General features: G+C 73.6%; 16 protein-coding genes and 1 pseudogene. 7 read left to right on the top strand and 10 right to left on the bottom strand.

Translation table 11 applies throughout. From position 1 onward, the window contains the following. Both ADL22_RS31860 and ADL22_RS31865 read right to left on the bottom strand, forming a co-directional pair. Positions 1 to 3,157: pseudogene (locus ADL22_RS31860) on the bottom strand (sugar-binding protein); the annotation flags it as partial. Between the two features lie 217 nt (positions 3,158 to 3,374). Continuing rightward, positions 3,375 to 7,592, bottom strand: coding sequence for a LamG-like jellyroll fold domain-containing protein (locus tag ADL22_RS31865; RefSeq protein WP_066987817.1), 4,218 nt, complete (start codon positions 7,590 to 7,592; stop codon positions 3,375 to 3,377). A 432-nt stretch (positions 7,593 to 8,024) separates the two neighbouring features. Between ADL22_RS31865 and ADL22_RS31870 the strand changes: the two genes are divergently transcribed. Further along, the gene (locus tag ADL22_RS31870; protein WP_420711618.1) at positions 8,025 to 9,350 is read left to right on the top strand and encodes an MFS transporter; all 1,326 of its coding nucleotides are present in this window, start codon (positions 8,025 to 8,027) and stop codon (positions 9,348 to 9,350) included. A gap of 91 nt (positions 9,351 to 9,441) precedes the next feature. Here the strand turns inward: ADL22_RS31870 and ADL22_RS31875 are convergent, their stop codons facing one another. Together ADL22_RS31875 and ADL22_RS31880 are read right to left on the bottom strand one after the other, a co-directional pair. Continuing rightward, on the bottom strand, positions 9,442 to 10,485 hold the full coding sequence (locus tag ADL22_RS31875; protein WP_066987821.1) for a LysR family transcriptional regulator: 1,044 nt from the start codon (positions 10,483 to 10,485) through the stop codon (positions 9,442 to 9,444). A gap of 228 nt (positions 10,486 to 10,713) precedes the next feature. Continuing rightward, positions 10,714 to 13,539: a penicillin acylase family protein gene (locus ADL22_RS31880; protein ID WP_066987823.1), complete on the bottom strand. Its 2,826-nt coding sequence runs from the start codon at positions 13,537 to 13,539 to the stop codon at positions 10,714 to 10,716. A gap of 252 nt (positions 13,540 to 13,791) precedes the next feature. On the opposite strand from ADL22_RS31880, the gene ADL22_RS31885 reads away from it, so the two are divergent. The 3 genes from ADL22_RS31885 to ADL22_RS31895 all read left to right on the top strand — a co-directional run bounded on the left by ADL22_RS31885 (position 13,792) and on the right by ADL22_RS31895 (position 17,092). Beyond that, positions 13,792 to 14,409 carry a hypothetical protein gene (locus ADL22_RS31885; protein ID WP_066987964.1) on the top strand — a complete coding sequence of 206 codons (618 nt, stop codon included), beginning with the start codon at positions 13,792 to 13,794 and terminating at the stop codon, positions 14,407 to 14,409. Positions 14,410 to 14,587: 178 nt separating this feature from the next. Continuing rightward, entirely contained in the window at positions 14,588 to 15,319 is a 732-nt protein-coding gene (locus ADL22_RS31890) for a 3-keto-5-aminohexanoate cleavage protein (protein WP_066987825.1), read from the top strand. A 330-nt stretch (positions 15,320 to 15,649) separates the two neighbouring features. Then, on the top strand, positions 15,650 to 17,092 hold the full coding sequence (locus ADL22_RS31895) for an amidase (RefSeq protein ID WP_066987827.1): 1,443 nt from the start codon (positions 15,650 to 15,652) through the stop codon (positions 17,090 to 17,092). 15 nt (positions 17,093 to 17,107) lie between these two features. On the opposite strand, the gene soxR is transcribed toward ADL22_RS31895, so the two are convergent. Continuing rightward, positions 17,108 to 17,698: a redox-sensitive transcriptional activator SoxR gene (gene soxR, locus ADL22_RS31900; protein ID WP_079064589.1), complete on the bottom strand. Its 591-nt coding sequence runs from the start codon at positions 17,696 to 17,698 to the stop codon at positions 17,108 to 17,110. A 145-nt stretch (positions 17,699 to 17,843) separates the two neighbouring features. On the opposite strand from soxR, the gene ADL22_RS31905 reads away from it, so the two are divergent. Further along, on the top strand, positions 17,844 to 18,305 hold the full coding sequence (locus tag ADL22_RS31905) for a MaoC family dehydratase (protein ID WP_066987830.1): 462 nt from the start codon (positions 17,844 to 17,846) through the stop codon (positions 18,303 to 18,305). Positions 18,306 to 18,316: 11 nt separating this feature from the next. On the opposite strand, the gene ADL22_RS31910 is transcribed toward ADL22_RS31905, so the two are convergent. Beyond that, positions 18,317 to 18,940 carry a TetR/AcrR family transcriptional regulator gene (locus tag ADL22_RS31910; RefSeq protein ID WP_066987832.1) on the bottom strand — a complete coding sequence of 208 codons (624 nt, stop codon included), beginning with the start codon at positions 18,938 to 18,940 and terminating at the stop codon, positions 18,317 to 18,319. 143 nt (positions 18,941 to 19,083) lie between these two features. Continuing rightward, entirely contained in the window at positions 19,084 to 20,235 is a 1,152-nt protein-coding gene (locus tag ADL22_RS31915) for an acyl-CoA dehydrogenase family protein (RefSeq protein ID WP_066987834.1), read from the bottom strand. A gap of 78 nt (positions 20,236 to 20,313) precedes the next feature. Here ADL22_RS31915 and ADL22_RS31920 point away from each other — a divergent pair, with 78 nt between their 5' ends. Then, entirely contained in the window at positions 20,314 to 20,985 is a 672-nt protein-coding gene (locus ADL22_RS31920; protein WP_199836420.1) for a TetR/AcrR family transcriptional regulator, read from the top strand. Positions 20,986 to 21,037: 52 nt separating this feature from the next. Continuing rightward, positions 21,038 to 22,027: an urea transporter gene (locus ADL22_RS31925; protein WP_079064590.1), complete on the top strand. Its 990-nt coding sequence runs from the start codon at positions 21,038 to 21,040 to the stop codon at positions 22,025 to 22,027. Between the two features lie 52 nt (positions 22,028 to 22,079). Here the strand turns inward: ADL22_RS31925 and ADL22_RS31930 are convergent, their stop codons facing one another. The 3 genes from ADL22_RS31930 to ADL22_RS31940 form a co-directional block, all read right to left on the bottom strand. After that, complete coding sequence (locus ADL22_RS31930; protein ID WP_066987838.1) at positions 22,080 to 23,180, bottom strand: zinc-binding dehydrogenase; 1,101 nt, start codon at positions 23,178 to 23,180, stop codon at positions 22,080 to 22,082. A 56-nt stretch (positions 23,181 to 23,236) separates the two neighbouring features. After that, complete coding sequence (locus ADL22_RS31935; protein WP_066987968.1) at positions 23,237 to 24,613, bottom strand: aldehyde dehydrogenase family protein; 1,377 nt, start codon at positions 24,611 to 24,613, stop codon at positions 23,237 to 23,239. A gap of 160 nt (positions 24,614 to 24,773) precedes the next feature. Further along, the gene (locus ADL22_RS31940; RefSeq protein ID WP_420711619.1) at positions 24,774 to 25,484 is read right to left on the bottom strand and encodes a TetR/AcrR family transcriptional regulator; all 711 of its coding nucleotides are present in this window, start codon (positions 25,482 to 25,484) and stop codon (positions 24,774 to 24,776) included. Positions 25,485 to 25,638 lie beyond the last annotated feature (154 nt).

A 25,638-nucleotide genomic window follows, 5' to 3' on the forward strand; every position in this document is an offset into this window, starting at 1 on the left:
CGGCGGGGTTGGCGGGGGGTGTGGTGGTGAGGGTCTGGGTGGGGAAGCCGGTGGCGGGGGTGTAGCTGGTGGTCGTGGTGCGGCCGTCGGTGCGTTCGGTGCGGGTGGGGGCGCTGTCGCCGATGGCGGTGACGGTGGCCGTGAGGTCGGTGGCCTTCAGCGGCCGGCCGTAGCCGTCGTAGGCGGTGCCGGATTCGAGGTAGGTGGCGGTGGTGCCGTCGTGGCTCTTGAGCGTGGCGACGGCGGTGGGGTCGCCCTTGGCCGGCGCCGCGCCGTAGCCGCCGTTGTCGTAGGCGGTGCGGACGTCGGAGATGACGTCCTTGGCGCGGTCGGGGCTGGTGCCGCATTCGGCGGCGACGGTCTCGACGCGCGCGGGGAGGGTGAGGATGTTCTTGTCGGTGTTGGTGGCGTAGCTGGTGCGGGTGCACTGGTCGTCGTCGGTGGTGGCGTCGTCCCCGCGGTCGCTGACCTCGGTCACCCGGCCGGTGGCGGGGTCGTAGGTGGACGCGGTGGTGGTGGTGCGCCACTTGGCGCCGGCGCCGTCGTCGAGGGAGGTGAAGGTGCGGCTGCTCGCGGTGCCGGTGAAGTTGGCGGTGACGGTGCCCCAGTCGCGGACCTTCTTGGCCGTCTCGTGGTGCCAGGGGCGGCTGACGGTCTTGGCCAGCACCTTCCCGCCGGGCGCGGAGTAGGTGACGGTCTTGTACGGGAAGCCGGCCGCGGAGGCGTCGTCGGTCAGCGGCTCGCCCTCGCCCTCGGGCAGGGTGACGCTGACAGACTTCGTACCGCCGCTCGCGGCCTTGCGGTCGCCGTCCATACCGCGCAGGAAGTAGCTGTCCTCCTGCGTCTTCATGGTGTCGGCGGCGGTGCCCTGGCCGCCGGTCTGGACGCGGACCTGCCCGTAGCCGCGCCACTGCGACCAGGTCTTGAACTTCTCCTTGGTCAGGCCGTCGTCATCGTCGTAGTGCCAGGCGGCGTCACCGAGGTAGGTGTAGCGGGTGACCTGGTCCGGTGCGCCGCCGGTGCGGTCGGTGGTGGTGACGGAGGTGACCACGTACTTGTTGAACCACGACTGCTCCATGTCGTCGCTGGAGCTGCCGCCGATGAACTGCGGGAAGCAGCGGGTGGTGTTGGTCTCCGGCGTGGGGAGACCGGCGAACGAGCAGGCGGGCGCGGAGTAGTTGACGCTGGTCTGGCCGCCGTACTCGTCGGCGATGTCGGACAGGCGGTCCTTGACGTACGGGGCGTAGCCGTCGCCGGTCTTGTCCAGGCGGTTGGCGAGCTGGGTGTACGCGAAGGTGGTCTTCGGGAGGGTGATCGGGGTGGTGGCGGTGCGGCCGGTGTGCTGGATGGATTCCAGTTCCAGCTGGTAGTCGACGTCGGCCTTGCCCCAGCGGTGGGTCAGCGCCCAGGAGTCGACGGGGGTGAGCGCATCGCCCTTGAGGACCTCGGTCGACACGCCGGTCAGGCGCTTGCGGGTCCAGAAGGTGGGTGAGAAGCGGCCCTGGTCGCAGGCGGTGCCGGCCTTGCAGTTGAGGTCCCAGGGCGTGTCGTACCAGTAGAAGCTCTTGCTGTCGATGGTGTCTGCGGCGCAGGTCACGCCGGTTTCGGGCAGGCAGCGTTCGGCGCTGGTGAAGGAGACCTGGGCCAGCGGCTTGCCGGTGTAGAGGTCGCCGGCGGCGCGGCCGTATTCGATGCGCTTGAGGGCGCCGCCGCGGGTGTAGGGGGTGCCGCTGTCCTTGTCGAGGTCGCGGCCGTAGGTGTTGGTCTCCTTGTCGTAGTAGTAGGCGATGGCGTTGCCGTGCGGGTCGACGACGTAGTCGAGGTTCCAGCGCCATGCCTGCTGGCACCAGGAGTCCTTGAACGCGGACTTGTTGCACGGCTCACCGCTGTTGTTGCCGAAGACCGGGGCGGTCCAGGCGGAGTCGGTGGTCTCCTTGCCGGCGGCCCAGCCGGGCAACTTGTGGTAGCCGAAGTAGAAGCGCGTACCGGAGGGGTCGGTCAGCTCCCAGTACTCGTTGTCGTTGTCCCCGTTGTCGCGGTCGGCGGACGTCAGGCGCTTGATCCGGGTGCCGTCGTCGGTCTGGAGCTTCCACTGGTCCTTGCCGGCGGGAACGAGTTCGCCGGCGCTGCCGTTGAAGGAGAGGAAGGCGTTGTCGTACGCCCAGCACAGGTCGCCGGGCTTGTTGCCGTCGGCGTGCTTCTCGCCGTCCTCCGAGCAGGACTTGTAGCGGCGCTCGATGAAGCCCGGCCACAGGTCGAAGCCGTCGCCGGCCCAGGAACCCTGGTTGTTGGTGCCGCCGGTCCGCCCGTCGATGGCGCCCGACGAGTACGACAGGCCCACCTTCGGCTTCAGCCCGCCCGGGACGTCGGGGACCGGTATGTCGTAGGACCAGCTGAACGAGCCGGTGTTGAGGCTCGTACTCCAGGTGGCCGACGGGGACAGGCTGGTGGCCTTGTAGTCGCCCTTGACGCTCTTGTCGTCGGCGACCGCGGCGAGCACGGTGGGTGCCTGGGCGCTCAGCGCGACCGAACGGGCCGTGAGGGTCTGCTTCTCGGTGTCGTTCTCCGCGGCCAGCGGGGTGGCCTTGCGGCAGGCGTCCTTCTCGGGGGTGGTCGCCGCGCAGGCGGGCAGGGCCACCAGGCGCAGGCGCGAGGCGTAGGAGCCGCCGTGGGCGCCGGCGAAGGTGCGGTAATCGACCGTCACGTCGACCGGGCCCGGGCGCGCCCCCGCCGGCTGAGCGCCTTTCTCCGGCGCGAGCGTGAGCAGGAGTCCGTCAACCCCGGCCCGGACAGCCTGCTTCTGCTCCAGGACGCGGACGGTGACCGACCTGGGGACGGCGGACGGGGCGGCGCCCTCTGCCTTGGGGGTCTTCCGGGTACGCGCGGGCCGCCCGACCTTGACGGGAACGGCCCGCTCCCCCTCGGCCGTGGCCGCGATCCCAGGCGCCGCGGAAGCCGTACCGGAGCCGTCTCCGGTGAGGTCGAACGTCGCGGCGGCCGCTCCGGGCCAGGCGTGCGGCGGAGGAGTCCTGGGCGTGCGGGGCCCGTCGGGCAGTGTGCGCGGCTTGACGCGGATACCGCTGGTGCCGGCCACGGGCTTCCCGATGTCCGGGCCCTTCGGCGCGGCGGTAGCGGTCGCGGCCTGCGGCAGGGCCATGGCCGGAAGGAGCCCCGCGACCAGAGCCGCGGTGATCCCCACCGCGAGTCTCTGTCGGAGCCTTCCTCGTCCGGACAACCGGAGTCTGGCGTTCATTTCGTCCCACCCCTTGCTGTGCGACCGCAGGCGCCCACCAGGCGGCCGCGGTGCTCAACCGAGTTCGAAGTTCGGATCGTTGGGCGCCGTGGGGCTGAGTTCTGCCCCGCGGCGCTTCCGGTCAGGTCGCGTCCGGCACGTCGGGCACTGTGGTCGGCAGCTCGTTCCATTCACCGGCGAGGCGGGCGACCTGGTCGCCGCTGAGCGCGCCCTGGAAGGTCCAGACGTCGTCCAGGGCGCCGGCCCAGTACTGCTGGAAGAGGCCGTTGGCCTTCACGCGCCCCAAATGCAGGGCCTTCAGTGATTTGAAGGGCATGACGTTCTCGGCCCACGGCACCGCCTCCAGGCACTGGGGGTTGTCCGCCTGGCCGTCCCCGGTGCTGTCGAGACAGGTGGCTTCGCCGAGTTCCCCGTTGACGTAGAGACGCACTTGCCTGGCGAAGCCGTCGTATACGACGGCGATGTGGTTCCAGTCCGTAACGCCACTCATGGACTGGGCGTTTGCCGCTCCGTCTTCCGCCGTGTTGCCGCTGGTGTCCGATCGAGGCAGGGCCACCGCCCACGCCCCTTTACCGTTGGGGTACTTGGTGTTGGGTATGAAACCCATGCCGAAGCTGCTGGTGTTGGTCCCCTCGGCACTCACCGCGACCATCGGCCGCGTAGGCACCGCCGCCGCCTGCACCCACGCCGACACCGTGAAACTGGCGCTGGTGTCGATGGGGACGGCGCTGGACGCGTAGTCCTGCTGGGCGCCGGTGAGGACCAGGCCGCCCTCGCCCATGAAGCCCGCGCCCGGCAGCTGCTTGGCGCCGGTGCCCAGGGTCATCGCCGGGCCGCCGGTGACGGAGTTGGCGCCGGGGGCGTCGGCCTGGTCGAACTGCCAGCGGCTGGTGAGCACCGGGCGCTGGCGGATGATCTGCTGGATCTCGCCCTCGGCGACCGGCCGGTCGAAGAGCCGGACGTCGTCGATCTGCCCGGAGACGTAGTCCAGGTAGGACCCGCGGTACAGCGCGCGGCCGATCTGCAGCGGCCCCTGCGCCTCCCAGACCTCGGGCGCCGCGGCGGTGCCTTGCAGGACGCCGTTGACGTACAGGCTGACGGTGTGGTTGACGGTGTCGTGGACGGCGGCCAGATGGGTCCAGACACCGAGGTCGGCCTTCTGCTTGGAGACCACGCGCTGGATGCCGATTCCGCCTTCGGGGGCGTCCTGGGTCCCCAGGCGCACGCTCCAGACACCGGTCGCGTACTCGTAGGAGAGGTAGAAGGCGCTGAGGAAGCTGCCGGACTGGGCGACGACGGTCTGGTTGTGGGTGGAGTCGTTGACGCGGGCCCAGGCGGTGATCGCGTAGGAGCGGTCGGTGGGCAGGTGGGGGGCGTCGGCCGAGGCGTAGCCGTCCTTGCCGTCCAGGGTCAGGGCCCGGCCCGCGACGCCCGCCCGGCCCGGCTCGGCGCCGCCGTGCAGGACGGCGGGCAGGACGTCGCCGTGGCCGGTGATCTGCTTGGCGCCGGCCTCCTCGTCGAGCGGGAAGACCGCGCGGGCGGGCCGGCCCGGGCCGCGCAGGCGCTGCTTGCCGTACAGCTGGGTGACCTCGGCGGCGCTCAGCGGCCGGTCGAAGATCTGCAGCTCGTCCACGGTGCCGGGGAAGAAGGCGCCCGGGACGCCGTTGTACGAGCCCGCGCCCAGCTGGAGGCCGCGCCGGGCGTTCCAGGCCGTCGCGTACGGGGTCTCCCCCGCGAGTTTGCCGTTGACGTAGAGCCGCAGGACCTTCGCGGCGCCGTCGTACATGCCCACCAGGTGCGCCCACTGGTTGGCGCTGACGCCACCCGGTTGGGGCGCCATGGCGCGGGCGATGGAGGCGTCGGGGCTGTCGGCGGTGTACTGGTTGAACACCCACCGCTGGAGGTCCGCGGAGTAGTACAGCTCGAAGCCGGGGCGGCTGTTGCCCGGCTGGGTCGCGATGATCGCCGGATGGGTGGGGACCTCGCTGGGCCGGACCCAGGCGGAGACCGCGAAGCTGCGGGAGGTGTCCACGACGGGGATGTCGGTGACCGCGTAGCCGTCCGTGCCGTTGAACGACAGCGCCGAGCCCACGACCCCCTCGGTGCCCGGCGTGGCGCCGCCGTGCAGGGTGGCGGTGCGGGCCGGGGTGGTGCCCTTGGCCTCGGCGGCACCGGCCGGGTCGTCGAACTGCCAGGTGGCGCGGCCGGGTTGGCCGGCCTTGACCCGGAACTGGTAGGTGCGGACCTCGCTGCCGTTGCCCGCGGCGTCGAATGCCTGGGCGGTGACGAAGTTGACGCCCGGCTTCTCCGGCAGGACGTTCACGGACTTGGCGGCGCCGCCGCTGGTGGCCACCTCGTCGCGGGCGGTCGGGTCGTTGTTGATGCCGTAGCGGTAGCGGGTGACGTCCGTGGACGCGGACTTCAGGGCGAAGCTGCCGTACTGGCCCACGCCGTCGTACCAGGGGTCGTCGGGGTTCTCCGGGTCGGACGCGGGATAGGCGCCGGAGGAGATGGCGGGGGCGGCCGGGACGGAGGTGTCGTAGACGAAGTAGCAGCCTTGCGGATCCCCGGCGTACGACCACGGGGAGTACTGCGCGCCGTCGTAGACGCGCACGGCCCAGAAGACCGTCGTGTTCGCCGGGATACCGGTGGGGAGGGCGATGGAGAAGCCGGAGCCGGACTTCTTCGCCGTGGTCAGCGCGGGCGTCCACCGGGCGATCATGCCCTTGCCGTCGCCGGTGTCCCAGTTGGCCTGGAACTGCACCTGGACGTTGTCGCCGTCGGGGTCGGTGATGTTGTTGGCGTACAGCAGGCCGCGGGTGCGGATCCGCGCGGGCGAGGAGCCGGTGTGGCAGGTGCCGCCGTACTCCATCGTCAGCTGGGACGTCTTGACCTGCGGCGGCGGGCGGTTGTACGTCACCCGCAGGAACGCCTTGTCGGAGAAGCGCTTCCAGCCGTAGCGGTCGCTCTCGTCCCCGGCCCGCAGGCCGAAGGTGAGGCTCGGCCACTTGTTGTCCGCGGCCTCCTGGACGGCGGAGGTGATCTCGTACTCGGCGTCCTTGGCCGCGCAGCCCTCGTAGCCGTTGGCGAAACTGAGGGTGCGCAGGTGCTTCTGCCAGAAGCCGGCGGCGTTCTGCGAGTTCCAGGTGGTGGAGGCGTCGATGGGCTTGGTGCGCCACAGCTCGACCGGTCGGGCGCTGCAGGACGCGGACCAGGTGTTGCGGACGACGAACTCGGCCTTGAGGACCGACTTTCCGGCGAACGCGGAGGTCGGGATCTGGTAGAAGAGCCGCTTGGTGTCGTTGGGGTTGCAGTAGGACCAGTTGCAGTAGCCCAGTCCGGAGTCCGGGTCGCCGTTGAACTTCCACTGCGGGGACGAGGCCCAGTACTTCGACGCCATCGTCCAGGCGGTCGCGCGCGGCGTGGACCACTGGGGGTCGATGAAGACCGGGTAGACGGTGTCCTTGCCCTTGAGCACCTCGGCGTCCGGCTTGAGGACCACCTGGCCCTGGCCCGCCGGCACCTCCACCCCTACGGGCGCGAGCTTGCCGGACTCCCCCGCCGACGGCTCACCGGGGGCGGCGCCGTCACCCGGCGCGGAGTCGTCCGTCCCAGCGGCCTGCGCGGACGCCCGTGCCTGGGATGCCTGGGACGGCTGGGACGCCTTGGACGGCTGGGACTCCTTCACCGCGGGCGCGCCGGCCCCCGCCGGACTGGAATCCCACATCATCGGCGTGGGCGCCTCGAACACCGCGGCGTCCGCCCCGTGCTCGACGGCCTCCAGCCCGCCCGCCGAGGTCTTCCTGACGTCCATCCCCTCGCTCGCCAGCTTCAGCTTCAGCTGCGCCAGCTCCGAACTCGCCGCCGCCTGCGCCGACTTGACGACCAGCAGCTGGGTGAAGCCGTCCGCCTGGGCGCCCAGCCGCAGATCGACGTCCGGCAGCACATCGGGATAGGTCGCGACGGACCCGTCCATCACCGGCGCGGGCAGCTTCCCCGGCCACGACAGCGCCAGCTCACGTCCGGCCCGGCGCATCCGCACCAGAGGACCGTCCCCGCCACCCGAGAAGGCCAGCTGGACCGACGTGGCCTTCGGCGCCACCGTCCCGTCGTCCCGCTTGGCCAGATCCGTGTCGATGTCCTGCCAGCGGCCGCCGACCCGGGCTCGCACCGGGCGCAGGTACTGGCGTGCCTGGAGCTTCCCCTCGGCGGTGGCGACCACGTCCACCGACTCCCCGCGCAGGGACGCCACTTCGACGTCCTTGCCGGTCCGCTTGGCCAGCTCCAGCGCGGCGTCCTCGGTGGGCGCCTGCGAGGCGTCCGCGCCCGCGGTCTTCACAGCGGGCTTCGCCGCCCCTGGGCGAGCGCGGCGGAAGCCGCCGGACCGGTCAGCAGACCGGCCGTCAACCAGCCCGCCGCCCCGGCCGCCAACCACCGGTACGCGCGTCTTCGACCCGCCGAGACAGACGGCATGTTCTTCTTCCCCCGCCCACAAAGATGAAAGTTTTCTGAAGAAGTTGCGCGTCCGGGAACGTACGGCACCGCCGGCCCGTCTGAATAGCCCTGGCAAACGCCACTCACATCGCGAAACCGACGTTTCGGATCGTGGAGGCAGGGTGATCCGCATCACTGCCGCGAAGGTTGTACGCGTTCCAGCCGAACTCGCGCGGTGATCGCGCCATTGAGCCGCGCCCCCTTCGGTGTCTCACGGAGCGGGACAGCGGATCCCGGGCATTGACTGGTCACTGCAACGGCCATGAGAGTGCCGGTCGTGCACAGTGACGTGAGAGCAGGGAAGCCGGCGGGTGTGGCCGCCGAGGGGGCGGCGCGGGGGGAGAGTCTGCGGCGGGTGGCCGTGGCCTCGTTCATCGGGACCGCCATTGAGTTCTATGACTTCTATATCTATGGGACCGCGGCGGCGCTGGTGTTGAACCAGGCGTTCTTCCCGACCCTCGACCCGGTCAACGCCACCCTCGCGTCGTTCTCCACGTACGCGGTGGCGTTCGCGGCCCGGCCGCTCGGGTCGGTGGTGTTCGGGCACTTCGGCGACCGGGTCGGGCGCAAGTCGGTGCTGGTCGCGTCGCTGCTGATGATGGGGCTGTCGACGGCGTTCGTGGGGCTGCTGCCCGGGTACGGGACGCTGGGCGTGTGGGCGCCGCTGCTGCTGATCCTGCTGCGCTTCCTCCAGGGCATCGGGCTGGGCGGCGAGTGGGGCGGCGCGGCGCTGCTGGCCGTCGAGCACGCGCCGCGCGGCCGGCGGGGGATGTACGCGGCGTTCCCGCAACTGGGGCCGTCCGTGGGGTTCTTCGCGGCGACCGGGGTGTTCTGGCTGCTGTCCGACGTGATGAGCGACGCCGCGTTCCGCTCGTGGGGCTGGCGGGTGCCGTTCCTGCTGTCGTTCCTGCTGGTCGGGGTGGGGCTGTTCGTCCGGCTGAAGATCAGCGAGACGCCGGTCTTCGCGAAGGTGCTGGACGCCCAGGAGGCCAGCAAGGTCCCGGCGGTGGACGTCTTCCGGCGCCACCCGCGGGAACTGCTGCTGGGCGCCGGCGGCATGGTCATCGCGTACGGCCTCTTCTACACCGCGACCACGTACTGCCTGTCGTACGCCACCGGCACCCTGGGGGTGTCGCGGACGACGATGCTGGGGCTGTCGCTGGTGGCCTGCCTGTTCCTGGCGGCGGGCACCTGGCTGGCGGCGACCCGTTCGGACGGCCTGGGGCGGCGGAAGCTGGTGCTGGGCGGTGCCGGGCTCGCGGTGGTGTGGGGCCTGGCGCTCTTCCCGCTGCTGGACACCCGGCAGCCGGTGCTGATCGCACTCGGCGTGGGCGGCGCGCTGTTCTGCATGGGCCTGGTCTACGGGCCGATGGGCGCGTATCTGCCGGAGCTGTTCGGGACGACGGTGCGCTACTCGGGCGCCTCGCTCGCCTACAACCTCGGCGGGGTGCTGGGCGGGGCGGTGGCGCCGCTGGTCGCCACCCGGCTGCAGGCGGCGTTCGGTTCGGCGTCGGTGGGGTGGTACGTGAGCGCGATGGCGGTGGTGTCGCTGGTGTGCGTACTGGCGCTGCCGGAGACGCGGGAGCGGGAGTTGGCGGGGTGAGGGAGATGGCCCCCGTCCTGCGGTCGGCAGACCGGAGGGCGGGGCCCTCGTTCGCCCGGCCGACCGGGCGGCGGGCTGACGACCGCGCCGCCTACGGCCGGAGCCACCACCGTTCGCTCTCCCAGGAGAGGGCTTCCCAGAGGCGGTTGAGGGGGTGCTGGGGGCCGTAGGAGTCCCGTTCGCCGCGGCGGGTGAAGACGCCGACCAGGACCTCGGTGCGGGGGCCGACGTCCCCGGTGATCTCCAGGGTGCGCAGGCCGCCGGCCTCCGGGAGGCGGCCGTCCGCCGCCGCCTCGCCCAGGCCGCGGGTGACCAGCATCGCGCCGCTGACCACGCCCGAGCGGAGCAGTTCGAAGCCGTAGTGGGCGGCCTCTATCTCGGCGGCGACGGTCAGCTTCTGGCGGTAGTCGCTGCCGTACCAGGCGGTCAGGAAGCGGTCGATGAGGCTGCCGCCGGTGGAGACCACCAGCGGCAGCCGCGGCAGGTCCCGGGCGTGGAACGGGCCGCCGGGCAGCCGCTCCGGCGGCAGGTTGGTGAGCAGGGACAACCCGCTGCGCCGCCACTCCATGACCTCGTAGGGGGCGAGCAGGGCGGCCTCCTCGCCCTCGGTGACCACCACGCTGCCGCAGACCAGGTCGAGTTCTTTGGAGCGGAGCTTGGTGAACAGGTCGCGGGTGCGGACGTGGGTGACCTTCAGGTCGACGCCCTCGCGGTCGAAGTCCTCGCTGACGTACTCCACGGCGTCCAGGAGGAAGCCGAGGGTGTAGCGGGTGGTGCCGACGGAGAGGGTGCGGCCGAGGCGGCGGCGGGCGTCGTGGACGCCCTCGGACCAGTCGCCGAGGGTGCGGCGGGCCAGTTCGACGACGGCCTCGCCGGTGGCGGTGAACAGGGCGTCGCGGCCGCGGCCCTGCTTGAGGACCAACTCCTCGCCGCACAGCGCGGCGAAGGTGCGGTTCATGGTGTCGAGCTGCTTCTGGACGCTGGACTGCTCGCGGCCCAGGCGGCGGGCCGCGGCCAGCGCGGTGCCGGCCTCGTGGACCGTGATCAGCGTGCGCAGCTGGTCCATCGTGGTGTCGAGCAGCTCGGCCGGATACGGCTGCGGATTCTGCTTCGCCTGCGGACCTGACACGGCCATCTGCCCCTACTCGCTGACCCTTCCCCCGGTTTCAGGAGTGAGCAGCATAGCCCGTCCCCGTATTCCCGGCCGGAGTCCGATCGTTGGGGAAGTCGATACGGGGGCGGGCGGCGACGGGCCCCGGGGTGGTGATACCCCGGGGCCCGGTGCGGCCCGCGGCCGTCGGTGATGCGGGCCGCCGTCAGCAGCGGGCCGGTCCCCCGTCAGCGGCGATCCGGTCCCCCGCCGTCACCGGTGGCTCGGGAACTCCACCACCTGCTGGTACGTGGGCCGGTTCTGCCAGGTCATCGTGGTGTGCGTCAGGCCGCCCACCGCGCGGTGGACGATGGCGTCGGCGCACCACTGGTCGCCGGCCTTGCAGGTGTCGTCGCCCGGGTAGACCCGGTCCGGGGTCTGCGCGGCGGCCTGCTGGAGGGTGGCCAGCAGGGTGTCCCGGCAGGCGGAGAGGTCGCCGCCGCCGCAGTAGCGGACCGCGAGCGGGCCCTGGACGCGGTCGCCGAGGACGGCCCGCAGGTCCTTGTCGGCGTAGCTCCACCAGCCGTACTGGAAGGCCGAGCCGGCGTGCGCGCCGGTGGGGCCGTGGCCGGCCGACGGGGACTCGTCGGTGGTGAGGTTGGCGGTCAGCGCCTGGTAGAGGTCGGTGCCGAGGCCGGGCCGGAAGACCTGCTCAATCATTTTCGGCCACCAGGCGTCCATCAGCCGGACCGCGTCGGTGTGCGCGTAAGCGTGCGAGCCGGGCGTGGTCTCGCGGCGCTGGGCGCCGTCCCGGCGCCAGGCGTCGAGCTGCTGGACGGCGGTGCGCAGCGCGGGGTCGGTGACGGGTTTGCTGCCGATCACCCGCAGCAGGTCGGGCAGGACGTCCTCGCCGCGCAGGTCGGTGAGGGCGGCGTCGGCCATCGCGCGGGTCAGGGCGGCGCGGGTGACGCCGCCGTCCCGGACGAGGCGGCGGACCCGGTCGTCGAGGAGGTTGGCGCGGTGCACCGAGCCGTTGCCGAAGCCGGCCGAGTCGTAGTCCTTGGCCTGCTTGTTGTTCCAGGAGACGTAGTAGTCCTGGTCGATCGATTGCGGGTGCTGGGCGGGCGGGGTGTAGGCGGCGGTGTGAGTGGCGGGGTCGAAGTCCTTCCATTCGTAGGCCGGTTGGGCCTGCACGGGCAGGGCGGGGTCCACATCGGGGTTGCGGACGGGGTTGAGGCCGCTGTTGTAGTAGGCGATGTCGCGGGAGTCGGCGTAGAACCAGTTGAAGGCGTAGCCGATGTGCTGGGCGGCCTGCTGGAAGCTCTTGGCGTCGTGCACGGACGACGGGTCGTTGAGCATCTGGAAGCCGATGATGGAGTCGGCCTCGTGGCCGTAGGTGGTGCGCAGCGCGGTGTAGGCGACGGGCTTGCCGCCGGTGGTGGCGCGGTGGGTGACGATGCCGTACTTGGTGCGGAAGACCCGCATGCGGTACGAGCCGGCCGCGGTGGGGTCGGCGATGGTGGGCTTCCAGGAGTTGGTGCGCTCCAGCTTCTCCATGGGGAGGCACTGGCCGTGGTAGCGGTACGAGGTGGACTGCTCGGTGGGTTTCGAGCCGTCCGCGTTGCACAGGTCCACGGCGTAGGTGTCGGTGATGTCCTGGCCGGCGGAGGTGGCGCTCCAGGCGTAGTCCTGGCCGCGGCCGAGCTGGACGTACATCCCGACGCCGGCGAACGACGCGCCGCGGGCGCTGATGCCGGGCCCCTGGATCTCCTGGAGCATCAGCAGCTGGGGCGCGAAGTAGCCGGTCTGCGGGCCGAAGACGGCGACCGGGTGGCCGCTGGCGGTGTGCTTGCCGGAGACCAGCAGGGCGTTGGACATCCCGCGGTGCTGGGTGGGGTCGAAGCTCCCCTTGGGCAGCACGCCGTCCTTGAACATGCCCTCCAGCTCGCGGTACTTCTCCGGGGCCTTGACCGGGTCGCGGGGCGGGGTGGCGCTCTTGGAGGCGGCGGCGCCGGTGCGGTCGAAGACGAGTGGTTCGGGGGTGACGGACCCGGGGTCGGGGAGGGCGGTGCCCTTGGCCTTGGCCGGTTTGACGGCGTAGGGGAAACTCTGGCCGTCGTGCAGGGTCTTGACGGCCTCGGGGTCGTTGCGCTCCCGGAAGGACTCCCAGACCTTGGTGCCCTTCTCCAGGCCGTACTTCTGCTGGGCGGACAGCAGGGCGAGGGCGGAGGGGACCTCTCCGCCGCCGCCGTTGCCGAAGAGGCCGCCGACGACGGAGGCGAGGGCTATCAGGTCGGTGAGCTTGAACGGCTGGATCTCGCCGGCGTTGGTGATCGCGTTGACGTGGCCGGTGACGACGTACTCGCCGGGGAAGTAGCGGCCCTTCTTGGACTGCTCGCGGTAGGCGTTGATGCCGTCCACGTACGCCTGGGCGTCCGCCATGGCCTGTTCGCCGCGCGCGCCGTACTGGGTGCGGATGGCGTCGACCTGCGCCTGGAGGTCCGCCTCGGTGTACGGGGCGGAGGGCCAGAACTGCTGCTCCAGGCCCTGGTTGGCGGGGGCGCCGCCGGCGAACGAGGTCAGTTCGCCGCGCCCGATGTGGCGGAAGAGGTCCATCAGCCAGAGCCGGTCCTGGCCCGCGGCGTAGCCGGCGCCGTACTCGGTGCCGTAGCGGGTGGTGCCCTTGATGTGCGGGACGCCGGTCTTCTTGTCGCGGGTGATGGTGACGTCGGGGCGGGGGGTGCTGACCGAGCCGACCTGGTCCTTGGGGACGCCGAAGGAGGCGTCGTTGAAGAAGTCGGTGAGGGTGGCGTCGGTGAGCGAACGGTAGCCGCCGGCCAGCGCGTTGTAGGGGGCGATCTGGTCGGAGGTGTGCGGGGGGTGGGTGCCGAACAGCTTGTTGCCGAGGATCTGCATCAGGGTGGCGTTGCCGCTGGCGCCGGGCGGCAGGATGTCCCCGCACTGGCCCTGGCAGTAGTCGTCGCCGGCGGGCGGGGCGGCCGCGGCCGCGGTGGGGGGCGGTGCCAAGACCGCGGCACCCAGGGCGAACAGGGCCGCGGTGGCGGCGGCCCGGAGCCTTCCGGTGGTACGTCGTCGCATTCCTGCTCCTTCGGGGGACACCCTGTCCTTCACGTGCCCGGGCAGGGTCCGCCGGACGTTACCGTCGGTTACTCGCTACCGGAAGGTGAACAACAGTCACCTTTTCGAATTCCCCACAGCGGGCAGGCGGTACGGGCGGACACCCCGGCACATCGCCGCCCAAAACCGCAAAGGAATTCGATGGATCCGGGCGGCGGCCGGCTACGTCCATTCCCTGTCCAGTCGGGATCCTCCCCGGAGGTGGAGCACACCATGGCCGGTTTCAGAGCCCTCGCGGAACAGGTCCGCAACCCTCGTCTCGTCACCGCGCGGCGCCGCACCGCGCTGCGCAAATGCCTGGAGCGCTTCGCCCCTTACGGGCACCGCGCGACCTGGCACCACCTGTGCACCCGCGCCGGATTCGCCGTCCACGACCGCGAACCCGATCCGGCGCGGCTGGTGGCCGCCCTCGCCGAACTGGAGGAGGCACGCGCCCTCTGGCTCGCGTACGAGGAGGAGTTCGCGGCCCGGCGGCGCCGCGAGAAGCACGAGGGGATCCGCCAGCCCGGCGCCCTCGACGACTGGCACCGCCGCACCTGGGGCGGCTACGACATCGTGCCCTGCGTCTCCCCGCAGCGGCATCCGGCGGCCCGCCTCTGCGAGGTGCTGCGCCGCGTGATCGCGGCGATGGAGGCGGGCCGCCCGCGCCGCGACTGCCCGGTCTGCGGCTCCACCCGCTTCGTGTGGGTGCCGGGGCCGGAGGGCTGCCCGACCGCCGGACCGGCCTGCCGGGAGTGCGGGGTGGTGGCCCCGGTGGCGGTACTGGCCCCGGAGACGCTGCACGCGGCGGCGGCCGGGGCGTACGGGCGGGAGGCGTCGGCGGCGGCCTGAACCGCGCGCCGCCGGGCCGCCGGGCCGCCGGGCCGCTGGTCCGCTGGTCCCACGGGGGTGCCGGCGCCGCCGGGCGGCGGCGCGCCGCCCATGCCCTCCGGTCATCGGCCCGTCGCCGGATCCGTCCGCGAGCGGTGCGTTGTCAGACCCCCCTGTCATCATCGGAAGCATGTTGCGGATGCTTCAGGTCTGTCTCAACGGGCCGCGTACGGCGGCCGGTTCGGGGGCCGTGCCGATGACGCCGGCCGCGCTCGCCGAGGCCGCGCGCCGGGCGGTCGCGGCCGGTGCCCAGGACGTCCACCTCCACCCCAAGACCCCGTGCGGCCAGGACTCCCTCTCGCCGCGGGTGGTCGGTCCGGCCGTGGCGGCCGTCCGGGAGGCGGTGGACGTCCCGGTGGGGGTGACGACCGGCGCCTGGGCCGAGCCGGACGCCGCCCGCCGGGCGGAGCGGATAGCGTCCTGGACGGTCCTGCCCGACCACGCCTCGGTCAACTGGCACGAGCCGGGCGCCGATACGGTCGCCGCCGCGCTGCTGGCGCGCGGCGTCGGCGTCGAGGCCGGGATATGGGCCGGGACGGAGGCCGCCGCCCGGTTCGCCGCCTCGCCGCTCGCGCCGCGGGTGCTGCGGGTGCTGGCCGAGGTCATCGGCGACACCGACCCCGTCACGGCGCCCGCCACCGCCCGGGCGCTGCTGGCCGAGCTGGCGGCGATACCCCACGGCCGCCCGGTGCTGCTGCACGGCCACGACGGCGGCGCCTGGCCGGTGCTCCAGCTCGCCGGCGAGCTGGGGCTGGCCTCCCGGATAGGCATCGAGGACACCCTCGTCCTGCCCGACGGGACCCCGGCCGGCGGGAACGACGAACTCGTCGGCGAGGCGGTGTGGTTGACGGGCGGTCTCGCCGCCGGGTGAGCCGCCGCGCGGCCCGGGCGGCACTTCCCGGCCATTGTTGGCCGGACGTGCCGCCGCGCTCCCGGGGCCGTCGCAGTGGCCGGTTCGCCCCGGCCCGGGGCTGCTTGGGCCCGCCGTCCGGCCGGTCGCGGGCCGCCGCCGTACGGTCCGGGCCGCCGCCGCCCGGCCGCACGCGGCTGTCCCGTTCGCGTACGGCCCTTTACGCGGACGCCCGCGGACTGAAACAACTGTTCACGGGCTGATCACCGGCGGCCGCGCGCCCCGGCGCCGGCCCGTCCCGCCCGTACGGCAAACGGGGCCGTGCGGGCCCGAACGAGAGGGTGGACGTCCATGGCCGAACTGCACGACCTGACCGCGCTCGAACAGGCCGCGGAGATCCGGTCGGGGGAGCTGTCCCCGGTCGAGCTCACCGAGCACTACCTCGCGCGGATCGACCGGCTGGACGACTCCCTGGGCGCCTTCATCACCCGCACCCCCGAACTCGCCCGCAAGCAGGCCGCGGAGGCCGAGAGCGAGGCCGCCGCGGCCCGCCGCGAGGGCCGCGCGCTGCCGCCGCTGCACGGCGTCCCGGTGCCGGTGAAGGACCTCAACCACGTCGCCGGGGTGCGCTGCACGATGGGTTCGGCGGCACTCACCGACCACGTCCCGGACACCGACGACCATGTCGCCGCCGCGCTGCGCCGGGCCGGCACGATCATGCTGGGCAAGACCAACACCCCCGAATTCGGCCTCCCCTGCTACACCGAGAACAGGATCGCCCCGCCGTCCCGCACCCCCTGGGACCCGGCCCGCTCGGCGGGCGGCTCCAGCGGCGGGGCGGCCGCCGCGGTCGCCGGCGGTCTGGCCCCGGTCGCGCACGCCAGCGACGGCGGCGGCTCGATCCGCATCCCGGCGTCGGCGTGCGGCCTCTACGGCATCAAGCCCAGCCGCGGCCGGGTCAGCAGCGGCCCGCGGCTGCACGACGTGACGGGCCTGAGCACCTCGGGACCGCTGGCCCGCACGGTCGCCGACGCGGCCGCGCTGCTGGACGCCATGGCCGGTACGCAGCCCGGCGACCCGTACGCCGCGCCCGGTCTGCCGCCCGGCGAGACCTTCGCCGGACAGGTCCGCAAGGACCCCGGGCGGCTGCGGATCGCGGTGCTCACCCAGGCGCCGCTGCCGGACGCCGAGGTGCACCCCGACTGCCGTACCGCGGTCGCCGAGACCGCCGCGCTGCTCGGCACGCTCGGCCACGAGACCGAGGAGCTGGCCTTCCCGGCCGACGACCGGATCCTGCACGCCTTCACCCGGGTGTGGTCGGTGATGGCCGCCCGCCGCCCCGTCCCGGCGGACGGCGAGGAGCTGCTGATGCCGCTCACCCGCTATCTGCGCGCCCGCGGCCGGGAGGTGTCCGGCGAAGCCTTCGCCGAGGGGCTGTTCGCCTTCCGGGAGCTGGCGCAGGCCATCGCCGAGGGCCTGATGCCGCCCGGCACCGGCTACGACGTGATCCTCTCCCCCACCGTGGCCGCGCCGCCGCCGCTGGTCGGCGCGTTGCGCGACGACGCCGACCCGCGGGCGGAGTTCGCCGCGGTGGGCCGCTTCACGCCGTTCACCGCCTTCTACAACGCCACCGGCCAGCCCGCGGTCAGCGTCCCGCTGCACTGGAACGCCGAGGGCCTGCCGATCGGCGTCATGCTCGGCGGCCGCTACGGCGACGAGGCCACCCTGATCGCGCTCTCCGCCCAGCTGGAGGCGGCCCGCCCGTGGGCCCACCGCAAACCGCCGGTGTGGTGACCGGCCCGGACACCCCTAGCGCTCTTCCTTGACCCCGCACGCGGGCGCGGCCGGTGCGTCCGGGCCGGCCGGGTCGGCGGCCCGGCCCGCCGTGCCCCGGCCGCCCGCGCCCGTACGCGCTCCCACCCCCGGCTCCGGGTCCGTGGCGCGCCGGTCCACCCGGAGGCGGCGGGCGCCGGGGCCCTGGCCGCCGAGGTCGTCGTCGGGGTTGGAGAGCGCGCACCGCTCCAGCGAGAGGCAGCCGCAGCCGATGCAGTCGGTCAGCCGGTCCCGCAGCTCGACCAGCTGGCCGATCCGCTCGTCGAGTTCGGCGCGCCAGACCTCCGAGAGCCGGGCCCAGTCCTGGCGGTTGGGGGTGCGTTCGTCCGGCAGCTCGGCCAGCGCGTCGCGGATCACCGCGAGCGGGATGCCGACCCGCTGCGCGGCCCGTACGAAGGCGACCCGGCGCAGCGCGTCGCGGGTGTAGCGGCGCTGGTTGCCGGCCGTCCGGGTGCTGCTGATCAGGCCCTTGGACTCGTAGAAGTGCAGGGCGGAGACGGCCGCGCCGCTGCGGGCGGAGAGCTGGCCGACGGTGAGCTCGTGAACCTTGAACGGAATCTTGGGCACGCCGCCAACCCTAAAGGGCCTGCCGGCTGGCCCGGCCGGGCACCGGACACCGGCCGGGCACCAGACGCCGGGGCGTTGACAGGGGGCGTCCGCCCTCGCATGCTGAGCAAGCGCTTGGTCAACACGCTTGAGGAGGCGGACGGAGATGGCGGAGCCCCGGGTGTTCGGGTCGGTCGAGGAGCTGCGGGCGGCGGTCGGCGAGGAGCTGGGCCCCAGCGACTGGCTGGAGATCGACCAGCGGCGGATCGACCTGTTCGCGGAGGCCACCGGTGACCACCAGTGGATCCACGTGGACCCGGAGAAGGCGGCGGCCGGGCCGTTCGGCACCACCATCGCGCACGGCTATCTGACGCTGTCGCTGCTGCCGGCCCTGGTGCCGCGGCTGATGCGGGTGGAGAACGTCGCCATGGGCATCAACTACGGCACCAACAAGGTGCGTTTCCCGGCCCCCGTCCCGGTCGGCTCGCGGCTGCGGGCCCGCGCCCGGATCGCGGAGGTGGCCGAGGTCACCGGCGGGGTGCAGCTCACCACGGTGGTCACGGTCGAGCGGGAGGGCGGCGAGAAGCCGGTGTGCGTGGCGGAGTCGGTCAGCCGCTTCCACTGGTAGGCCGCGGGGCCCTAGGGGCGGGCGCCCACCATGCGCAGGACGAGGTCGGCGTAGAGGGTGCCGACCTCGTCGGGGGTGCGCGGGCCCTCGGCGGAGAACCACCGGGCCACGTCCACGCACAGCGAGAGCACGGCCAGCGTCGTACCCGGCACGTCGTCCACGGAGAACTCGCCGCTGTCCGTGCCGTCCTGGATGATCTGGCGCAGCAGCCGGTCGGTGCGGCGGCGCAGGCCGGCGATCTCGGCGTAGTGCTCGGCGCCGAGCGCCTGGAGCTCGTACTGGATGACCCGGGCGGTGGTGTGGTGCTCGGCGTGCCAGCGGGCGAAGGTCCGCACCGCGTCGCGGAGCCGGTCGGTGGGGCTGCCCGCGGCGCCGGCGGCGGCCGCCATGATGCGCAGCGCCTTCTCGTGGCCGATGCCGCTGATGCGGTAGAGCAGCTCTTCCTTGGTCTTGTAGTGGATGTAGAGGGCGGCCGGGCTCATCCCGGCGCGGCCGGCGATATCGCGGGTGGTGGTGGCGTGGTAGCCGCGCTCGGCGAACGCGCCGACGGCGGCGCTGACCAGCCGCCGCGCGGCGTCCGGGGTGACCCCGGCCCATTCGTCGCGCTCCTCCGCCGCCCGCTCGGCCGCACCCATCGCCGCTCCCGCTCTCGCTCCGCCAGGGGCCTTCCGCTGCCGGATCGAACACCATACCGTGCCGCTGAGCAAGCGCTTAGGTGATGTCCGGGAGGCGGACGGGCGGGGGCCGGGGCCCGGGCGGCGGGGGCCCGCCCGGCGGGTCAGAAGGCCGAGACCCCGGTCAGCGCGCGTCCGATGAGCAGCTTCTGGATCTGGCTGGTGCCCTCGTAGAGGGTCATCACCCGGGCGTCCCGGACCAGTTTGCCGACCGGGTACTCGTCGATGTAGCCGTAGCCGCCGAAGACCTGGAGGGCGTTGTTCGCGGCCCGCACCGCGGCCTCGGAGGCGAACAGCTTCGCCTTGGACGCCTCGGTGGCGAACGGCTTCCCGCGGTCGATCAGATCGGCCACCCGCCAGGTGAGCAGCCGGGCCGCGTCCACGTCCACCGCGATATCGCACAGGAGTTCCTGGACGAGCTGGCGCCCGGCGATCGGGGCGCCGAACTGCTCGCGCTGCCCGGCGTAGCCGAGGGCGGCGTCCAGGGCCGCCTGGGCGATGCCGACGCAGCCGGCCGCGACCGACATCCGGCCCTTGGCCAGCGCGGACATGGCGACCGAGAAGCCCTTGCCCTCGGGGCCCAGCAGGGCCGCGGCCGGCACCCGGACGCCCTCCAGGACCAGTTCGGCGGTGGCCTGGCCGCGCAGGCCGAGCTTGCCGTGGACCGGGCGGCGGGTCAGGCCCGGGGCGTCGGCGGGTACCAGGAAGGCGCTGATGCCCTGGTGGCCGGGGGCGCCGCCGGTGCGGGCGAAGAGCAGCACGACATCGGCCCAGGTGCCGTTGGTGATGAACATCTTGCTGCCGTCGATGACCCAGTCCCCGCCGTCGCGGACCGCGCGGGTGGTCAGGGACGCGGCGTCGGAGCCGGTGCCGGGCTCGGTCAGGCCGAAGCAGCCGAGCGCGGCGCCGGAGGCCAGCCGGGGCAGCCAGGTCCGCTTCTGCTCCTCGTCGCCCCAGGCGGCGATGGTCTTGGCGACCAGGCCGAGGGAGACCGAGACGATCCCGCGCACCGCGGAGTCGCCGCGGCCCAGTTCCTCGGTGACCAGGGCGTACGAGAGGTGGTCGCCGCCCGCGCCGCCGTACTCCTCGGGGAGGGTCAGGCCCAGGAAGCCGAGGTCGCCGAGCGCCCGGACGATGCCGGGATCGACCTGCTCGGCGCGGTCCCAGGCGGCGGCGTGCGGGGCGATCTCGCGGTCGGTGAAGTCCGCGGCGAGCCGGCGTACGGCGGTCTGCTCGGGTGTGAGCTCCAGATGCATCTCGGGCCCCTCGTCGGCGGGAACGGCTGCGGGAAGCCGTTAATTAGCGGCGCTAGTTTTCGGTGGGCAGCCCCTACTATGTGCGGCATGGCCCGACCCCGCAAGCCCCTGCTGAGCCGTGAGCGGATCGTCTCCACCGCGCTGGCGCTGATCGACGCGGAGGGGCTGGCGGCGCTCTCCACCCGGCGGCTGGCGGCCGAACTCGGCGTCAGCGGCCCCTCCCTCTACAACCACTTCCGGACCAAGGACGAGATCCTCGACGCGGTCGCCGACACGGTGATAGCGCAGGTGGACGTCTCGGTGCTGGCGGCCGGCAAGGACTGGCGGGCCGGACTGCTGGCCTGGGCCCGCTCCTACCGCGCGGCGCTCGCCGCCCATCCGCACATCGTGCCGTTCCTCGCCCAGGGCCCCGGGCGCCGGCCGGCCGGGCTGAAAATGGCCGATACGGCGTTCGGCGGGATGGTGGGGGCGGGCTGGCCGCCCGCGCTGGCGACCAAGGTGTGCGCGATGGTGCGGTACTTCGTCGCGGGCTCCGCGCTGGGCTCGTTCGCCCGCGGTTTCGTGGACGACCCCAGCGCCTACGATCCGGCGGCCTACCCGCACCTGGGCCAGGCGCACCGGCTGGCCGAGCACCAGCGGCGGGTCGACGAGGGCGCGTTCGAGGACGGACTGCTGGCTCTGGTCGACGGATTGACGCTGCATCACCCGGAACTGGCCCCTCCCGGGAGCGATTTCAGGCCACAGATGTAAAGTGCATCAGTCCCTGGCGGCCAGGGGCCCCTTGCGTCCTGCGGGAGGCGGTATGCACCAGCCGAGCACGGTCCAGGATGGGCCGGCTGCGAAGCGTTTCGATCTGTCGGCCACGGCCACCGGGCGGTTCGCCCTGGCGGTACTGCGCGGCCAGGCGCAGGTCGACTTCCTGCCCAGTGCGCTGGCCGGCCTGGTCTTCACCGCCGCGCTCTGCGCGGCCGGCTGGCAGTACGGCCTCTACGGCCTGATAGGCACGGCCGCCGGCACCGGGACCGCGCGCCTGCTGGGCGTGGACCGCGACCGGGTCACGGCCGGACTCGAGGGCTTCAACGCCTGCCTGGTGGGCGTCGCGTGCGCGGTCTTCCTCGACGCCGGCCACCTCTCCACCCTGCTGATCGCGGTGGCCGCGTCGGCTGCGGTCACGGTCGTGACGGCCGCCACCGCGCGGGTGCTGGGCACCTGGGGCCTGCCCACCTTCACCCTGCCGTTCTGCCTGACGGCCAGCGCGCTGACCGTCGCCGCGCCCAGCTTCCGGCACGTCTGGCACCTGGAGGGCGGCCTGGCGGCGCTGCCGCGGACGCCGTCCGGGCCCACCGCGCTCTCCTTCACCGACCTGTGGCACGCCTTCTTCACCAACGTCGGCGAGATCTTCCTGATGCCGCAGTGGTACGTCGGCCTGATCTTCCTGGTCGGGATCTTCGTCGCCGACCGCCGGCTGGGCGCGCTGGCCTGCGCCGGCAGCGCGGTGGCGATCCTGACGTCCTGGCTGCTGGGCGCCCCCGCCGACCAGGTGCGGCAGGGGCTGATGGGCTACGACGCGGTGCTGGTGGCGATGGCGCTGGGCGGGGTCTTCCTGGTCACCGACGCCTGGAGCGTGGGGTACGCGCTGGCCGGCGCGGTCACCTCCACCGTGCTGAGCCCGGCGCTGGGCGCGCTCTTCGCACCGTCCGGCGGGCATGCCTTCACCTGGCCGTTCGTGCTGGTGTCGCTGGTGTTCCTGGTGGCCGCGCCGGCCTTCCCGCGGCTGCGGCGGGCGGGCTGACGGCAGCGGGGCGGGGGCCGTACTCACCAGCGCCGGCGGCGCCCGGTGCGCGTCAGAAGACCACCAGGGCCCGGCCCCCGCGCCCCGCGAGCATCGCCTCGAACGCCGCCGGGATCCCCTCCAGCCCGATCCGGTCGGTGACCAGCGCGGAGAGGTCCAGCGCGCCGGAGCGGACGTGCCCGGCGATCACCGGCAGGTCGCGGGCCGGGTCGCTGTTGCCGTAGACGCAGCCGGAGAGCGTCCGGCCGAAGTAGAACAACTCCAGTGCGGAGAAGGCCACCTGCTCGTCCTTGCCGCCGATGCCGACCACCGTCGTCCGGCCGCCGCGCCGGGTGGCGGACCAGGCCGCGCGGATGGTCTCCGCCCGGCCCACGCACTCCACCGCGACATCCGCGCCGACGCCCCCGGTGAGCGCCCGGATCCGCTTGGCGCCGTCCTTCTCGAAGAACGCCGGGCCGTCCGCGACCAGGAAGTCGGTGGCGCCGGCCGCCCGGGCCAGCTCCTCCTTCGCCGGGGAGACGTCCACCGCCACGATCGGGCCGGCCCCGGCGATCCGGGCCGCCTGGAGGGTCGCCAGGCCCACCCCGCCGACCCCGAACACCACCACCGACTCCCCCGCCCGCACCCGGGCGCTGTGGTGCACCGCGCCCCAGCCGGTGAGCACCGCGCAGCCGAGCAGCGCCGCGTCGGCCAGCGGTACGCCCTCGGGCAGCGGCAGCGCGGCGCGCGCCGGCACCACGGTCTCCTCGGCGAACGCGGCGGTGCCCAGGCCCGGGTAGAGCGCGCCGCCGCCCGCGCCCAGGGTGGCGTACGGGGCGGCCGCGGCCTGCCCGGCGGCGGCGCACAGCCAGGGTTCGGCCAGGCCGCAGAAGTGGCAATCGCCGCAGGACGGCGCCCAGTTGAGGACCACCGGGTCGCCGGGCGCCACACCGGTCACGTCCGGGCCGATCGCGGTGACGGTGCCGGCGCCCTCGTGCCCGAGCACCGCGGGGGCGGGCTGGCGCAGCGTCCCGTTGGAGAGCGAGAGGTCGGAGTGGCAGACCCCGGCGGCGGCGAGCCGGATCCGGACCTGGCCGGGGCCGGGCTCGGGCAGCTCGATGTCGGTGATCTCCAGCGGGGCGTTGACGGCGGGCAGAACGGCGGCGCGGACCACGGGGGCTCCTCGGGACGGGGGCGGGGACAAAGACGCGATGGGGGCGGGAACGGGCTTCAGAACTGCAGGGATTTGGTCTGGAGGTACTCCGCCAGCCCGTGCGCCCCCAGTTCCCGCCCGACGCCCGACTGCTTCCACCCGCCGAACGGCGCCAGCGGGTTGAAGCGGCCGCCGTTGATGTCCACCTGCCCGGTGTCCAGGCGGCGGGCGAACGCGGCGGCGGTGGCGTCGTCGGCGGCCCAGACGGCGCCGGCCAGGCCGTAGGGGGTGCCGTTGGCGATGCGTACGGCGTCGTCCTCGTCCTCGTAGCGCAGCATCGCCAGGACCGGGCCGAAGATCTCCTCCTGGGCGATGGCCATCTTGGGGGTGACGTCGGCGAAGACGGTGGGGCGGACGTGGAAGCCGGGGCCGGCGGGGAGGTCCGGGCCGCCCGCGACGAGCCGGGCGCCCTCGGCGATCCCGCGCTCGATGTACCCGATCACCCGCTCCCGCTGGCGGGCGCTGACCAGCGGCCCGAGCCGCTCGCCGGGGACGTACTTGGCGGTCGCGGCGGCGGCCAGTTCCACCGCCTCCTCGTACTGGTCGCGGTGCACCAGCATCCGCGTCCAGGCGCTGCAGGTCTGGCCGGAATTGGCCATGACGTTGGCGACGCCGACCGCGACCGCCTTGCCGAGGTCGGCGCCGGGCAGGATGACGTTGGCGGACTTGCCGCCCAGTTCGAGGGCGACGCGTTTGACCGCGCCGCCGGCCAGCGCGCCGATCGTCCGGCCCACCGCGGTGGAGCCGGTGAACGAGACCAGGTCCACGCCGTCGTGCACGGCCAGCGCCCGGCCGGCGACCGGGCCGAGGCCGGTGACGAGGTTGAAGACCCCGGCCGGTATGCCGGCCGCGGCCACGCACTCGGCGAACAGCTGGGCCACCAGCGGGGTGTCCTCGGCGGGCTTGAGGACGACCGTGCAGCCGGCCGCGAGGGCCGGGGCGACCTTGGCGACGATCTGGTGCAGCGGGTAGTTCCAGGGGGTGATCGCGCCGACCACGCCGACCGGTTCGTGCAGCACGGTGGAGTTGCCGACGCGCTCCTCGAAGGCGTACTCGGCGGCCAGTTCCGCGTACGAGCCGCAGACCGCGACCGGGACGGCGGCGTGCACGGCGCGGCTGAAGGCGAGCGGGGCGCCGAGTTCGGCGGTGATGGTGGCGGCGATCTCCTCGGCGCGGGCGGCGAGCTGGTCGCGCAGGGCGGCCAGGCGCTCGGCGCGGGCGGCGGGCGGGGTGACGGCCCAGCCGGGCAGGGCGTCCCGGGCGGCCCGCACCGCGGCGTCCACGTCCTCGGCGGAGCCGGCCGGGACGGTGCCGATGACCTGCTCGCGGGCCGGGTCGACGACCGCGATGGTGCCGCCGCCCAGGGCGGCCCGCCAGCCGCCGCCGATGAACATCGCGTGGTGCTGCGTCACGTCGTGCGGGGTCACGTCGTGCTCCTCCCGGGCCGGGGCTGCGGACAGTGGTCTTGCACCCTAGGGCGCGCACCGGGGCGTTTCCCAGGGCCGCACCCTCCAAACCGGCGCCGGGAGTTTCGTGCCGGGGCGCACCGTCCGGTCAGGGCACCGGCGGCTCCCCGGCCGGGCGCTGGGCGGCCTCCGGTCCGTCCAGGTAGCGGGCCAGGTAGGCCCGGAGCAGTTCCTTGGTCTCGGTGACGATCGCCGGGTCGCCGGCCGGGTCGGTGCGGAAGGCGAGCTGGAGCAGCGCGTCGGCGCTCTCCACGCCGACCAGGAAGGCGGTGCGCAGCCGCGCGTCGGCGGGGTCCAGGCCGAGCCGGTCGGCGAGCAGCCGCAGCAGCCGGTCGGCGACCTGGTAGTTGGCCTGCCGGGTCTCGCGCGGGGCGGGCACGGTGAACTCCACCAGCCCGAAGCCGGGCACGCTGCGCTTCATGGCGAGGTACTCGTCGATCACCACGTCCATCGCGCCGCGCCAGCCCGCCGGGCGGCCGGGGCCGGTGAGCCGGGCGGTGATCCGGTCGGCGTAGGCGTCGAGGTTGCGGCGGGCGAGCGCCTCGGCCAGGGCGCGTTTGTTGGGGAAGAAGCGGTAGACGGAGCCGATCGGGACGCCGGCGCGGAGCGCCACGGCGCGGGTGCTCAGGTCCTCGTAGCCGGTCTCGTCGAGGAGTTCGGCGCAGGCGTCGAGGATCCGGGCCAGCCGCTGGGCGCTGCGGCGCTGGACGGGGGCGCGGCGCAGCAGGGCCGGGGCGGGCGGGACGGCGGGGGTGCCGGGGGCGGGCGGCTGGGCCGGTGGGGGCGTCGAAGGCTGCACAGGGCCATCTTGCCCGGCGCGGGGCGCGGCGATGGCCGGGCGGGACGATCCGGCCATCGCCGCCCGGATCCGACGCGTTTCGGCCGCGCCGGCCCCGGGTGGCGCCCCGGTCATTGACGGCCTCCCACCGGAATCCTAATGTCCTCCATAGGAT

This window comes from Streptomyces sp. NRRL F-4489, from assembly GCF_001509485.1.
Lineage (GTDB): Bacteria > Actinomycetota > Actinomycetes > Streptomycetales > Streptomycetaceae > Streptomyces.